Source organism: Tsukamurella sp. 1534 (assembly GCF_000312385.1).
Taxonomy (GTDB): Bacteria; Actinomycetota; Actinomycetes; order Mycobacteriales; family Mycobacteriaceae; genus Tsukamurella.
On sequence record NZ_HE997626.1, the window covers coordinates 1,023,136 to 1,036,873 of the forward strand.

Annotated in this window: 12 protein-coding genes; 7 read left to right on the forward strand and 5 right to left on the reverse strand. The window is 73.8% G+C overall.

All coding sequences use genetic code 11. From position 1 onward, the window contains the following. Positions 1-8: 8 nt before the first annotated feature. Positions 9-1,043 carry an adenylate/guanylate cyclase domain-containing protein gene (locus tag BN39_RS05095; RefSeq protein WP_019201281.1) on the forward strand — a complete coding sequence of 345 codons (1,035 nt, stop codon included), beginning with the start codon at positions 9-11 and terminating at the stop codon, positions 1,041-1,043. Between the two features lies 1 nt (position 1,044). Here the strand turns inward: BN39_RS05095 and BN39_RS05100 are convergent, their stop codons facing one another. Both BN39_RS05100 and BN39_RS05105 read right to left on the reverse strand, forming a co-directional pair. After that, a complete protein-coding gene (locus BN39_RS05100; RefSeq protein WP_019201282.1) occupies positions 1,045-1,365 on the reverse strand; it encodes a helix-turn-helix domain-containing protein in 321 nt (106 codons plus the stop codon). Between the two features lie 10 nt (positions 1,366-1,375). Then, the gene (locus BN39_RS05105; RefSeq protein ID WP_019201283.1) at positions 1,376-2,779 is read right to left on the reverse strand and encodes an MFS transporter; all 1,404 of its coding nucleotides are present in this window, start codon (positions 2,777-2,779) and stop codon (positions 1,376-1,378) included. A gap of 86 nt (positions 2,780-2,865) precedes the next feature. Between BN39_RS05105 and BN39_RS05110 the strand changes: the two genes are divergently transcribed. Further along, entirely contained in the window at positions 2,866-4,248 is a 1,383-nt protein-coding gene (locus BN39_RS05110; protein WP_019201284.1) for an MFS transporter, read from the forward strand. Here the strand turns inward: BN39_RS05110 and BN39_RS05115 are convergent. After that, complete coding sequence (locus tag BN39_RS05115; protein WP_019201285.1) at positions 4,217-5,104, reverse strand: LysR family transcriptional regulator; 888 nt, start codon at positions 5,102-5,104, stop codon at positions 4,217-4,219. The genes BN39_RS05110 and BN39_RS05115 overlap by 32 nt on opposite strands. Before the next feature lie 82 nt (positions 5,105-5,186). On the opposite strand from BN39_RS05115, the gene BN39_RS05120 reads away from it, so the two are divergent. Next, complete coding sequence (locus BN39_RS05120; RefSeq protein WP_019201286.1) at positions 5,187-6,164, forward strand: DMT family transporter; 978 nt, start codon at positions 5,187-5,189, stop codon at positions 6,162-6,164. Here the strand turns inward: BN39_RS05120 and BN39_RS05125 are convergent. Beyond that, positions 6,061-6,840 (reverse strand): alpha/beta fold hydrolase, encoded by a 780-nt coding sequence (locus BN39_RS05125; RefSeq protein WP_019201287.1) that lies wholly within the window; start codon positions 6,838-6,840, stop codon positions 6,061-6,063. The two genes, BN39_RS05120 and BN39_RS05125, sit on opposite strands and share 104 nt — an antisense overlap. 52 nt (positions 6,841-6,892) lie before the next feature. Between BN39_RS05125 and BN39_RS05130 the strand changes: the two genes are divergently transcribed. Next, the gene (locus BN39_RS05130) at positions 6,893-8,653 is read left to right on the forward strand and encodes a GNAT family N-acetyltransferase (RefSeq protein WP_019201288.1); all 1,761 of its coding nucleotides are present in this window, start codon (positions 6,893-6,895) and stop codon (positions 8,651-8,653) included. 6 nt (positions 8,654-8,659) lie between these two features. Here the strand turns inward: BN39_RS05130 and BN39_RS05135 are convergent, their stop codons facing one another. Next, complete coding sequence (locus BN39_RS05135; protein WP_019201289.1) at positions 8,660-9,508, reverse strand: Ku protein; 849 nt, start codon at positions 9,506-9,508, stop codon at positions 8,660-8,662. Between the two features lie 92 nt (positions 9,509-9,600). Between BN39_RS05135 and BN39_RS05140 the strand changes: the two genes are divergently transcribed. The 3 genes from BN39_RS05140 to BN39_RS05150 are packed head-to-tail and all read left to right on the forward strand — an operon-like array spanning position 9,601 to position 13,737. Next, entirely contained in the window at positions 9,601-11,973 is a 2,373-nt protein-coding gene (locus BN39_RS05140) for an ATP-dependent DNA ligase (RefSeq protein WP_051158955.1), read from the forward strand. A 9-nt stretch (positions 11,974-11,982) separates the two neighbouring features. Continuing rightward, a complete protein-coding gene (locus BN39_RS05145) occupies positions 11,983-12,840 on the forward strand; it encodes a P1 family peptidase (RefSeq protein ID WP_019201291.1) in 858 nt (285 codons plus the stop codon). Positions 12,841-12,885: 45 nt separating this feature from the next. Beyond that, positions 12,886-13,737 carry a hypothetical protein gene (locus BN39_RS05150; RefSeq protein WP_019201292.1) on the forward strand — a complete coding sequence of 284 codons (852 nt, stop codon included), beginning with the start codon at positions 12,886-12,888 and terminating at the stop codon, positions 13,735-13,737. The last annotated feature ends 1 nt before the right edge of the window (position 13,738 follow it).

A 13,738-nucleotide genomic window follows, 5' to 3' on the forward strand; every position in this document is an offset into this window, starting at 1 on the left:
GTGGTCGCATGGGCGACGCAGGCGAACTCGACATCGACCGACTGCTACTCCCCGGTAGCCGGGAGTACACGTTCCGCGAGCTCGCGGAGCAGGCCGGCATCGAGGTGGAGAACCTGCGCGCCTGGTGGACCGCCACCGGCTTCGCCGACCTCCGCGACGACGCCGAGAAGGCCTTCACCCTCGACGACGTGGAGATCGCCCGCGACCTCGCGCGCCTCGTCGAAAGCGGCGTCGTGGACCCCGAGGCGGTGATCCCCGGCTCGCAGGCCCTCGGGCAGGCGATGTACCGGCTCGCCGAATGGCAGGCGCCGATGATCCACCACTACCTCGAGACCGCGCGCGCCGACGGGATCGCCGATCCGTCCCGGGGCGTGGCGCACGTCGCCGACCAGATGGAGAGCCTGCAGGCCCACGTCTGGCGACGGCATCTGGCGGCCGCGACGCAGCGGCTGATGACGCCGGACGACGAGGAGGACGCGCTCGTGGCCACGATGGCCGTCGGATTCGCCGACATGGTCGGCTACACCCGGCTCAGCCGCGGGCTCGCGGTCACCGAGCTCAACACCCTGGTCGCCACGTTCGAGGCCCGGATGCAGGCGGTGATCTACGCCGACGGCGGCCGCATCATCAAGGGCGTCGGCGACGAGGTGATGTACGCAGCGGAGGATCCGGCCGCGGCCGCCCGCATCGCACTGCGCCTGCAGGAACCGCACGAGTACCCCGAGCTGGACGCGATCGAGCTGGAGTTCCCGGAGCTGCGGGTGGGCGTCGCCTACGGCGACGTGTTGCAGCGCTACGGCGACCTGTTCGGCAGCGTGGTCAACCTGGCCTCCCGGCTCACCAGCGCGGCCCGCCCCGGCACGGTGCTCATCGACGACACTCTCAACGACGCGATCGCCGGGGAGACCGACATGCGCACCCGCAGCCTGCGCGCCTACCGCGCCCGCGGGTTCAGCTCCGTGCACCCGCACCTGCTGCGCTGGTCGAAGGAGGCCGTCAAGGAGGCCAAGGAGGCCGCGAAGGAGGAGGCCGGATCGGAGTGACTCAGGCGGCGGCGAGGGCGACCGGGCCCGTGCGCGCGCCGAGCAGCTCGCGGTGCACGCCGCCCACGAACTCGATGAGCGATCCGCCCAGCGCGTCGCACACGCTGCTGAGCACCTCGGACGACGCCTCCTTGCGGCCGCGCTCGACCTCGGAGAGGTACTGGGTGGAGACGCCCGCCTCCCGCGCGACCTCGGCCAGGGTCCGGCCCTGCCGCGTGCGTTCCTGCCGCAGCACCCGGCCGTAGATCTCGCGCAGCAGGGGGCGACGCGTCTCGGCCTCGGCCGGCTCGTGCGTGTCGATGCTCGTCACCCCGCTCGTCATGCCGTCGAGCCTATCCGACGGTGCGCGGCGACGCGGGAGCGTTCACGGTGGGCGTAACCGGCGCGTCGCCGGGGCCGGCCCCGGGTTCGTCTCCGGGTTCGTCCTCGGCACCGCCGGCCGGATCGTCGCCCGCCTCGTCCTCCGGCAGCGGGTGCTCCAGCTCGTCGCGGGGCATCCGGGCGGCGAGGATCGCCACCGCGGCCAGCGGGATGGGAAGCACCGCGGCCAGAACGAACGTCGCGGTCAGGCCGATCGCGTGGCTCACCGGACCGGCGAGGGCCAGCGACAGCGGCATGAACACCAGCGAGACGAAGAAGTCCAGGCTCGACACCCGGCCCAGCAGCCGTCGCGGCACCCGGCGCTGCAGCAGCGTGCCCCAGATCACCACGGGCGCCTCGAAGATCACGCCCAGCACGAAGCCGGCCGCCACCATCACGAGCACGTTCGTCGCCAGGCCGAACGCGGCCAGCGGCAGCTCGCCCAGGCCCCACAGCGCCATCATCACCGTGAGGTACCGGCGGGGCATCTTCCGCGAGGCCATGAACAGCGCGCCGGCGACGCCGCCGAACCCGTAGGCGGCCAGCACCATCGAGTGGTCCGACGGGCCGCCGCCCGCCCGGTCCTTGATGGCGAACGGCAGCAGCACGTCGAGCGGGCCCGTCACCAGCAGCACGAGCAGGCTCGCGAACAGCAGCGTCGCCAGGAGCCACGGGGTGCGGCGCACGTACTGCACGCCCTCCCAGAGCTCACGCAGCGGGTGCCCCGCCTCCTCCGCGCCCGAGTCGGCCGCACCGTCGTCGTCGAGCCGGATCCGGGCCACGGACACCGCGCCCACGAGCGGCAGGCAGCCCGCGATCACGAGGGCCAGCCCGGGCGAGTGGAGCGCGATGAGCCAGCCCGCGACCGCCGGGCCCAGAGCCATCGACGCGGCCGGGCGCACCGCGGACTCGTAGCCGTTGACGGCCAGCAACTCGCCCGGCGAGACCAGACGGGGCACGAGCGCCGAGTAGGCGGGGAAGTAGAAGCCCGACACCAGGCCCAGCGCGAAGGTGGCGCCCAGCATCATCGGCACGGTGACGGCGTCCAGCAGCACCAGGGCGCCGACGCCGCCGATCACCACCGCGTTGAGCACCTCCAGCACGAACAGGATCCGTTGCTGCGGAAGCCGGTCCGCAAGCACACCGCCCGCGAGCGTGGAGACCAGCAGGCCCGCCGCGGCGCCGCCCGAGACCACCGAGACGCTGGTGGGCGAGCCGCCCATGCGGATCACCTGCCACACCATGGCGATCATCCACATGCCGTCGGCGACGAGCGCGCAGAGCAGGGTGACGAACAGGAGGCGGTAGTTCCTGCGCAGTAGCGGGCGCAGCATCCGGGGTATCCGGATGCCGAGCGGGGAGCGGTCGTCGTGCACCCTTCAACGGTGCCGCGCCGGAGGGGTGGGATCAACCGATTTTTCCACTTGCCCTCAAGCACGGTCGAGGTATTAGCGTGCCGGACATGACCATCGAGGAGACCGTCCGCACGCCGCCCGTCCGCCCGGGCGTGCGGCGCTGGTTCCAGGCGGGCTCGGTGGCGCTCATCTCGTTCATGGCGTTCGAGGCGCTCGCCGTGGGAACGGTGCTGCCCCGCGCCGCGGAGCAGTTCGGCGCCACCGCCGAGTACTCGGTGGCGTTCGGCGCGGCGTTCGCGGCGATGATCGTCGCGATCGCGTGGGCCGGCCCGTGGGTGGACCGCAGCGGCGTGCGCTCGCCCCTGGTCGCCGGCGGCGTCCTGTTCGCGGCCGGCCTCACCCTGGTGGGCGCGGCGCACGACATGAACGTGCTGGCGCTCGGCCGCGCGGTGCAGGGACTCGGCAGCGGCCTGCTCAGCGTGGTGCTCTACGCCATGGTCGGGCGGCTCGTGCCGCCCGACGGCCGCCCGCGGATCTTCGCGGCCTACTCCACCGCGTGGGTGGTGCCCTCGCTGGTCGGCCCCGCGATCGCCGGCCTCACCGCCGACACCGTGGGGTGGCGCTGGGTGTTCCTCGGCGTCGCCGTCCCCGCGGCGCTCGCGCTCGGCGCGACGTTCCGGGCCACCGCCGGCCTCGACGAGGAGGGTTTCCGGGCCGACGGTGCGCCGAACCGCGCCCTGCTGATCGCCGCCCTCGTCGCCGGGATCGCCACGGCGGTGGCGCAGTTCGCCGCGCCCCGCGCGTCGGCCGGATTCCTCGCCGTCGCAGGCGGATGCCTGGTGGTCGCGGTGCTCGCCACGCGGCGGATGCTGCCCGCCGGGACGCTGACCGACTCGCCCGGGATCCCCCGGCTGGTGCTGACCAACCTGCTGCTGGCCGGCACCTTCTTCACCGCCGAGATCTACGTGCCGCTGTACCTGGTGCACGTGGACCGGATGTCGCCGTTCGCCGCGGGCTCGGTGATGACGGGCGCCGCCCTGCTGTGGGCGCTCGCGGCCCAGGTACAGGCGCGGGTCGGCGCGTCCGGTCCTGCGCGCGAACGGCTCCCGCTCCTGGGGGCGGCGGTCGTGCTGCTCTCGGTGACCGCGGTCGCCGCGGCCTTCGCGCTCGACGCGCCCTGGCCCGCGGTGTACGCGGCGTGGGCGATCGGCGGCCTCGGCATGGGCGTGACCTACCCGTCGCTGTCGATCATGGTGCTGGGGCTGAGCGCGGCCGACGAACAGGGCGCCAACTCCAGCGCGCTCAAACTGGCCGATTCGGTGGGCACCGCCCTCACCATCGCCTGCGCCGGAGCGCTGTTCGCGCACGTGCTGGCCTGGGGGAACACGGGATTCGCGGCGACGATGGCCGTACCGATCGTCGCGGGCGTGCTCACCGTGGTGGCCGCGTCCGGGCTCGTCACCCCGCCGCGGACGCGCGCAACAGGCTGAGGGTGCGGCGGACCACCGGGTTGCGGCTCTCGGAATCCTTGACGTACACGCCGATCGTGCGCTCGGGCACCGGATTCGTCACCGGCACCCGGCAGGTGCCGGGCGGAAGCTCGCTCGCGCCGAGCCGGGCGAGCACGGTGACGCCCACCCCGCGTGCCACGAACCGCAGCGCGGACGGGTAGTCGGTGGTCTCGACCACGAACCGGGGCGTGAATCCGGCTGCGGCGCAGGCGCGCAGCACGGCGGCGCGGCACGGCCCGTGCCGCACGTCGTTGTCGATCCACCTGTCGTGCTCCAGCTCCGCGATCCCCACCTCGTCGCGGTCCGCGAGCGGGTGATCCACCGGCAGCACCGCCACGTACGGCTCGGTGAGCAGGTCGGCGTAGGAGTAGCCGGGCACCGTGGCCGGCTCGCCGATGCGGACGGCGACGGCGACGTCCGGGCGGTGCGCCGCCACCTCGGTCACCTCGTCCTCGATCCGCAGGCGCACGCGGGTGTCCGGGAACTCGGCGTTCAGGGTCTGCACCACGTCGGGCATCCAGTGCGTGCCCGCGGTCGCGAAGACGTTCATCGTGATCCGCCCGGCCTTGCCGGCGCGCAGATCGTCGACGGTGGCCCCCAGCGCCGTGAGGCTCTCCAGCACACCGTCGGCCTCACTCGCCAGGACCCGGCCGGCGGGCGTGAGCTCGACGCCCCGCCCGACGCGTTCCAGCAGCTGCAGCCCCGTCTCCCGCTGCAGGGCGGCGACGTGCTGCGAGACGGCGGACGGGGTGTACCCGAGACTGGCCGCGGCCGCCGCCACGGAGCCCGTGGCGGCCACGGAGCGGAAGATCATGAGCCGATGCGCGTCGAGCATCGCGACCTCGATTCAGTAGAGCTAAATGATAATCAAGAAATATCCGCTTGTGCTTATGTTGTCAACCGGTGATGGTGGAGGCATGAAGAACCGTCTCCCCGCATTCGCGCTGGTCGTGGTCATGCTCTCGTGGGCATCGGCGTTCGTCGTCATCCGCGGGATCGGCCCGCACGTCTCCCCGGTCCCGATGGCGGAGGGCCGGCTCCTGGTGGGCGCCGCCGTCCTCGGCGTCGTCTGGGCGATGCGCGCACTGTCCGGCGGCGTGCGCGAGGACGGCGGCCTCCGGCTACCGCGCGGCCGCGCGCTCGCGCTCACCCTCGGCTACGGCGCGCTGTGGTTCGCCCTGTACACGGTGCTGGTCAACGCCGCCGAACGCCACCTCGACGCCGGGACCACGGCCCTGCTGGTGAACATCGCGCCGATCGTCGTCGCAGTGCTCGCGGGCGCGTTCCTGCACGAGGGCTTCCCCCCGCTGCTCGCCGCGGGCATCACCATCAGCTTCGGCGGCGCCGCGGTCATCGCGTTCACCGGCGACACCCGGCGCGACGGGCTCGGCGTGGCCCTCGCCGTCGCCGCGGCCCTGCTCTACGGCATCAGCGTGGTCGCGCAGAAGCTGGTGCTGCGCTCCACGGACCCGCTCACCGCGACGGCCCTCGGGGCGGGTGTGGGCGCCGTCGTGCTGCTCCCGTGGGCGCCGCAGCTGGTCCGCGAGCTCGCCGCCGCGCCGATCGGCAGCACCGCGGGCGTGATCTACCTGGGTGTCGTGCCCACCGCGCTCGCGTTCCTGCTCTGGGCGTACGCCCTCGCGCACACCTCCGCCGGGGTCGCGGCCTCGTCCTCCTACGCCGTGCCCGCGCTGTCGATCGTGCTGAGCTGGGCGTTCCTCGCCGAGACGCCGACCGCGTGGGGCCTGCTGGGCGGCGCGCTGTGCCTCGTGGGCGTCGCGGTCTCCCGGATCACGCCCCGCCGGCGACGTCCGAGCGCAGCACCCTCGGCCAGCGCGACACGTCCCGCGGACTCCGCGCGACCGACATCGTCGCCCGCGGCAGCGACCTGCTGAGCGCCTCGGCCGTGGACTCGGGGTGCGCGGGATCGTCGGCCCACGCCAGGATCGAGACCGGCACCGCGATCCGCGCCACCTCCCCGGGGGCGGGCAGGTCGCTCTCCGCGGCACCGCGGAACAGCGACGGCAGCAGCGCGGACGGCACGTCGGGCACCGTCGCCGGATGCCCGACGGTGGCCGGCGGCGGCACGGCATCCGCTCCGGCGGAGAGGAACTCGTCGATCCCCCGCTCCTCGATGAGGTCCGCGGCGGCCCGGTACTCGGCGGCCTTCGCCGGCCGGGTGTCCCACGCCGTGGGCGGCACCATGAGCGTGAGCCCGCTGAACCGGTCCGGCTCGCGCACCGCGGCGTGCAGCAGCGTTCCCGTACCCATCGACGGGCCCACCCCGTGCACCCGCTCGCCCGGGAACCACGCGTCGAGCAGGCGCAGCAGATCGTCGGCGAGCACGCTCCACCGGTAGTCGCCGGGAACCGCGCGCCCCGTCGAGGAGCCGTGCCCGCGGGCGTCGTAGCGCAGCAGCCGGGTGCCGCTGAGGCCGCGCCCGAGATCCAGATCGAGCACCCGGTCCCGGGCGCGGCTGGACGTGAGTCCGTGCAGCTGGACCACCGGGTGCCCGCCCTCGTCGCTGAATTCGGCGGCGAGCCGGGCCCCCGGGACGCGAAAGGTGTTCATCGGGACCTTCTCTCGCCGCGCGGTGGGGTGGGGAGACGGCTAGGGTACCGCCATGCGCCTGACGAACGTCGCCCACCTGCACCTGCCGTTCGGCAGGCTGCTGGGTTACGACGTGTCCGCCTCGGAGCCCGGCGCGGCGCTGCCCGTCTCCTTCGACCAGGCCCGCCACGTGGGCGCGGGCGACCGGCCCGGATCGTGGATGGCGCTGTCCTTCCGGCTGCCGGCCCCGCTCCCCCGCGAGGATCTCGCCACGGCCTGGCTCGCGGTGATCGCCCGGCACGGCACCCTGCGCTCGGCGTTCGTCCCGGGCCCCGGCGGCACACCGGAGCTCCGCGCGATCGACGTCGGCCCGGGCGCCTGGGTCGAGCACCCGATCGGCCCGGGGCAGGCCGTCAACGAGGCGCTGCGGGACGTGCTCGACGACGCCTGCTCCCCCTATCGCCTTCCCGCGCACCGGCTCTGCGTGCTGGAGACCGCGGCGGGCCCGACGGTGATCGTGGCCGCCGACCACGCGCACACGGACATGTGGTCGATGCTGGTGATCGCGCGCGACCTGCTCGCCGCGCTCGCGGACGCCCGGGCCGGGCGCGCACCGTCGACGGTGCCCGTACCCCCGTTCGCCGATCACACCCGTGCCCTCGCCGGGCGCGCCGCGGCACCTGTCGAGGTGAAGCGCCGGTGGGACGAGATCCTCACGGCGAGCGGCGGAGTCATGCCCCTGTTCCCGCTTCCCCTGGGCACCCCCGAGGCGCACGCGGAACGCGTGGAGGTGCGCGACGTGCTCGGCACCGACGAGGTGGCGGCCTTCGCTGCGGCGGCCCGCGCGGACGGCGTCTCCACGCTCTCGGCGACCGTCGCGGAGATGGCCCGCGTGACGCTGGACCTCGCGGGCGCCCCGCTGCGCGCGGTGTTCCCGGTGCACAGCAGGTACGACGCCACCTGGCACGACTCCGTGGGCTGGTTCATCACCAACTCCGTGCTCGACTGCCCCTCCGCCGAACCCCGGGCCGCCGCCGAGGCCGTCAAGGAGGCGGTGCGGCTGGGCTCCTGGCCGCTGCAGGACGTTCTCGCCGACTGGGGCGGGATGCCCGAGGCGCCGGGCATGTTCGCGATCTCGTGGCTGGACCTGCGCCGCCTCCCGGTGCGGGTGGACGCGAACCGGCTCGACGCGCAGTACGTGGGCGCCACCGTCCGCACCGACGGCGTGATGCTGTGGTTCATCCTCGACGAGGCCGGTCTGCACCTGCGCTGCCGCTACCCGGACACCGCGCAGGCGCGGGAGAGCGTGGGGGCGTGGCTCGACGGGGTGGTGCGCGAGCTGCAGTGGCGCGCGTCGGTCGGCGGCGTGCTGCGGTGCGACGGCGGTGTCTTCCGGGTGGAGCGGGCCCGGCGCGAGGACGTACCCGCGATCGTGGCCCTGCTCGCCGACGACGAGATCGGCGCGGCCCGTGAGGCCGGGCACGCCGCCGAGTACGACGGCGCCTTCGACCTGGTGTCCCGGGACCGCTCGCAGTACCTCGCCGTGGTGCGCGACGACGCCGGCACGGTGGTGGGCACCATGCACCTCACGGTGATCCCCGGGCTCTCCCGGAGCGGGGCGACGCGGCTGCAGGTCGAGGGCCTGCGGGTGGCCGCGGACCGTCGATCGCAGGGCCTGGGGACCGCCATGCTCGGGTGGGCGCACCAGCACGGGCGCAATCACGGCGCCGTGCTGTCGCAGCTCGCGACCGACGCCGCGCGGGAACGCGCCCGCGCGTTCTACGCCCGGCTCGGGTACCGCGCCGAGCACGTGGGGCTCAAGCGCGAGCTGTGAGCGCGGTCAGCCCGCGCGCTTGCGGCTGCGAGCCGGCTTCTGCTCGTCGCCGGACTTCGCCGTCGCCTTCGTCGACGCCTGCGCCTCGCGGTTCTTCACCGACGCCTTGAGCGCCGCGAGCAGATCCGCCACCTCGTCGTCCTCGGACTCCTCCTCGGGCGCCTCGGGGAACGCCTCGCCGCCCGACGCCTTGGCCGCGATCAGCTGGCGCAACTGCACCTGGTAATCGTCCTCGTACTGGTCGGGGTCGAAATCGGTGGCCATCGAGTCGATGAGCGAGGCCGCCATCGCAAGCTCCTGCGGGCGGATCTTCACGTCCTCGGTGAGGGCGGGGAAATCGGGGGTGCGGATCTCGTCGGGCCACAGCAGCGTCTGCAGCACCATGACGTTGCCCACCACCCGGAGCGCGCAGAGCCGGGTGCGGTTGCGCAGGGTGAAGGTGCAGATCGCGAGCCGCTCGGTCTCCTGCAGCGCCTGCCGGAGCAGCACGTACGCCTTGGGCGACTTCGACGAGGGCTCCAGGTAGTAGGGCTTGTCGAACATGATCGGGTCGACGTCCTCGCGCGGCACGAACTCCGTCACCGAGATCTCCCGGTGCTTCTCCACCGGCATCGATTTCACGTCCTCCTTGCTGAGGACCACCGTGTCACCCTCGTCGGACTCGTAGGCGTTGGCGATGTTCGCGAACTCCACCTCGTCGTCGGTGCCCTCGCGGACGCGCTTGTACCGGATGCGGACCCCGTCCTTCGCGTCCACCTGATGCGACTTCGCGTCGTGGCTCTCGATCGCGGAGTACACCTTCACGGGCACGTTCACGAGCCCGAACGACAACTCACCCGTCCATATCGCGCGCATGTGATCATTGTGACTGGTGAGGAGTGAGATTGCGAGGGGTCGCGGGCAAGCGACCCGCCCCGCGCGCGTTCCCGGGCGATAATGGCGCCGTGGTGCAGACACGGGAGAACCGCGAGGTGGACGGCGTCAGCGTCCAGCTGACCAACCTCGACAAGGTGATCTACCCCGCCACCGGCACCACCAAGTCCGAGATCATCGACTACTACCAGGCGATCGCGCCGTACGCGCTCCCCCACCTGGCGGACCGGCCCCTCACCCGCAAGCGCTGGCCGAACGGCGTGGACAAATCGGCCTTCTTCGAGAAGCGGCTACCCGGCCACGCGCCGCCCTGGATCCGCCGCGGCGCGCAGCACCACTCCGACGGGGAGTCGCTCTACCCCGTCATCGAGAACACCGCCGGCATGGTCTGGCTCGGCCAGCAGGCGGCGTTGGAACTGCACGTGCCGCAGTGGACGTTCGGCGCCGGCGACGTCCCCGCCCCACCCGACCGGCTGGTGCTCGACCTGGATCCCGGGCCCGATGTGACCCTCGACGACTGCGCCGCCCTCGCGCTGCGGATCCGCGAGCTGCTCGCGGCAATGGGCCTCGAGGGCCACCCCGTGACCAGCGGATCCAAGGGACTGCACGTGTATTCGGCGGTGCCCGAAGGGATTTCGTCGCAGGGCGCGCGGAAGGTGGCGCATGCCATCGCCTCCCAGCTCGAGGAGGAGTCCCCCGGGGCGGTGACCGCCTCGATGGCCAAGGACCGGCGAGGCGGCCGGATCTTCGTGGACTGGTCGCAGAACAGCGGCTCGAAGACCACGATCTCGCCGTACTCGCTGCGGGGGCGCGACCACCCGTGGGTCGCCGCGCCGCGCACGTGGGAGGAGCTCTCCCGGCCGGGGCTGCGCCAGTTGGAGTTCACCGAGGTGCTCGCGCGGGTCGCGTCCGACGGTGACCTGCTGACCGGGCTGGGCGGCGTCCGGGCTCCCGCGCCGGTCGCGGAGCCGGTGGACCTGGCGGAGTACCGCGCCAAACGGGACGCCGCGGCGACGCCCGAGCCCTTCGGCGGCGCCGCGAGCGAGGGCGACCCGATCTTCGTGATCCAGGAGCACCACGCCCGGCGGCTGCACTACGACTTCCGCCTGGAGCACGACGGGGTGCTCGCCTCCTGGGCCGTGCCGAAGAACCTTCCGGACGACCCCGCGGTCAACCATCTCGCGGTGCGCACCGAGGACCACCCCATGGACTACGCGGCGTTCGAGGGCAGCATCCCGAAGGGCGAGTACGGCGGCGGCGACGTGACCATCTGGGACCACGGCACCTACGAACTGGAGAAGTGGCGCTCGAACGAGGTCATCGTGACGCTGCACGGCGAGCGGCTGCGGGGCACGCGGTACGCCCTGATCCGCACCGGCGAGAAGAACTGGCTCGCCCACCTCACCAAGGACAAGACCGCGGCCCCGCGCGGCGGGCCGGCGTCGACCGGGGACGGGGCCGCGCCCGCACCCGCCGCCACGCCGCAGGCGCCGGATCCGATGCTGCCCACCGAGTCCCCCATCGACCGGCTCTCCGGCGCGGACTGGGTGTTCGAGGGCAAGTGGGACGGGTACCGGATCGTCGCGACCGTGCGCGGCGGCAGCGTGTCCCTGCGCACCCGCTCGGGCCGCGTGGTGACCGGGGAGTTCCCCGCATTCGAGTCCCTGGCACGGGATCTCGACGGCATGGAGGTGGTCCTCGACGGCGAGGCGGTGGTACTGGACCGGCACGGCGTACCGTCGTTCCACCTCATGGCCGGCGGGGACACCCGGGCCGGAGCCGTGCGGCTGTACCTGTTCGACGTGCTGTCCCTGAACGGGGTGGACCTGACCCGCCGCCCGTGGTCGGTGCGCCGCGAGGTGCTGGAAGGCCTTGCGCCGCTGCTGGATGCGGACGACACGATCGAGGTGCCGCCGCTCGTGGACGCCGCCACCGGGGCCGAGGCCGCGGCGCTCAGCGCGGAGCTCGGCTGGGAGGGGATCGTCGCCAAGCGCAGGGATTCGCAGTACCTGCCCGGGCAGCGGGTGCGGGCGTGGCTCAAGCACAAGAACTGGCGCGACCTGCAGGTGGTGATCGGCGGCTGGAAGCCCGGGAAGGGCTCGCGCGCGCACGGGATCGGCTCCGTGCTCGTCGGCGTACCGGCGGAGACGGGCCTGGTGTACCTCGGCTCGGTGGGCTCCGGTTTCTCCGACCGCGACCTCGCCGCGCTCGCGGAGGAACTGGATCCGCTGCGCATGCGGCGCTCGCCGTTCACCGCCCCGATCGACGACCCCGAGGTCCGCGACGCGGTCTGGGTCCTACCGAAGATGGTGGGCGACGTGCGGTACTCCTCGCTGCGCCGCGGCGGGCACCTGCGGCAGCCCACCTGGCGCGGCTTCCGCCGCGACCTGCTGCCCGGCGACGTGCCCGACGCCGAGGACCTGCCGTGGGAGGGGCCCGGCGAGTAATCTGCGGGCATGCCCGCCACCCCCGCCGTCACCGTCCCCGGCGTCCGCGTCGGCCACCACACCGACGCCGCGGCCCGCACCGGCTGCACCGTGATCGTGTTCCCCGACGGCACGGTCGGGTCCGGGGAGGTGCGGGGCGGGGCGCCCGCGTCCCGGGAGATCGACCTGCTGGCGCCGGAGCGCGCCGTGGACGAGATCCACGCCGCCGTGCTCACCGGCGGATCCGCGTTCGGGCTGGCCAGCGCCGACGGGGTGATGCGCCGCCTCGAGGAGGAGGGGCGCGGCGTGGAGACCGTCGCGGGGCGCGTGCCGATCGTGCCCGCTCTCGGGCTGTTCGACCTCATGGTCGGGGATCCCTCCGTCCGTCCGACCGCGGAGAACGGTTACGCCGCAGCGGCGTCCGCGGAACCCGGCACCCCCGTCAACGGCCTGATCGGCGCCGGCACGGGCGCCACCACGGGCAAGGCCCGCGGCCTGGAGAACCTGCACGACGCCGGCCTCGCCTACGCCGAGGCGCGCGCGGGCGACGTCGTGGTGGGCGCCCTGTGCGCCGTCAACGCGTTCGGCGAGATCCTCACCGGCGAGGCCGGTCCCGCCGGTTTCGGCGACTACGAGCCGTTCGGCGGCAACCGGCAGAACACCACGATCGGCGTCGTGATCACCAACGCCCGCCTCACCAAGGTGGAGTGCCTGCTGTTCGCGCAGGGCGCGCACGACGGGCTGGCCCGGGCGATCGACCCGCCGCACACCCGGTTCGACGGGGACGCGTTCGTCTCCGCCGCCACCGGGCAGGTGGACGCGAAAGTCGACGTGGTGCGGGCGCTCGCGATCACCGCGGTCACCGACGCGATCCGCTCGCGCGCCTGACGCACCGCCCCGAGGACTCCCGCGCACAGGACTAGCATCGGCCCGGTGGACATACGCGGGCGCCGGCGGCTGGCGTCCGCGTGCGCGCTGCTCACGGCGCTCCCGGTCGCGGGATGCGGGCTGGTGCTGCAGGACGACCCCGGCGGGGCGCCGCCGCCCCCGCCGGAAGCCGTGTCCGTGCCGGTGTCCACCCCCGTGCCGACGCCCGTGATCACTCCGTACCCGGTCGTCGACACCACACGGACGCCCGCCGTCGCGCTGCGCCCCACAACGGGGGCCGGCATCGTGACCCGCGCCGACGCGTACGGCCTGGTGTCCAGCGTGTGCACGCTGGGCTTCTTCGCGCGCTACCCCGGCGGCGAGGTCGTGGCGTTCACCGCGGGGCACTGCGCCGACCTCGCCCGGCAGGCGCGGCCGGACGCCGTCCCCGTCGCCCGGTACATGACCGACGCCGACAGCAGCGTCGCGTTCGGCGCGTACATCAAGGCCACGCGCAGCCCGATCGGCCAGGACATCGCCATCATCCAGGTGCAGGGCCGCGACGTCCGCCCCGTGGCCCCGGCGATCGGTCCGGTGACCGGGGTGAGCACCGCCGACGACCTCCGGGCGGCGCGGCCGGCGATCTGCATCGTCGGCGCCCGGACGGGGCGCAGTTGCGGGGCCCTGGCGTCGGTGAGCGGCTCGCGGGTCTCCTGGGCCGGTATCGCCGCCGTGGAGGGGGACTCCGGCGGGCCGGTGTACGCGCGGTGGCCCGACGGCACCTACACGGCCGTGGGCGTGGTCAACGGCGTCCAGGCCCGGCCCGACGGGACCGGCACCGGTCGCGGCACGGGCACCCTGATCGCGCCGGACATGACCGCGAACGGCATGACCCTCCTGGGGACCCGGCCCCGCTAGC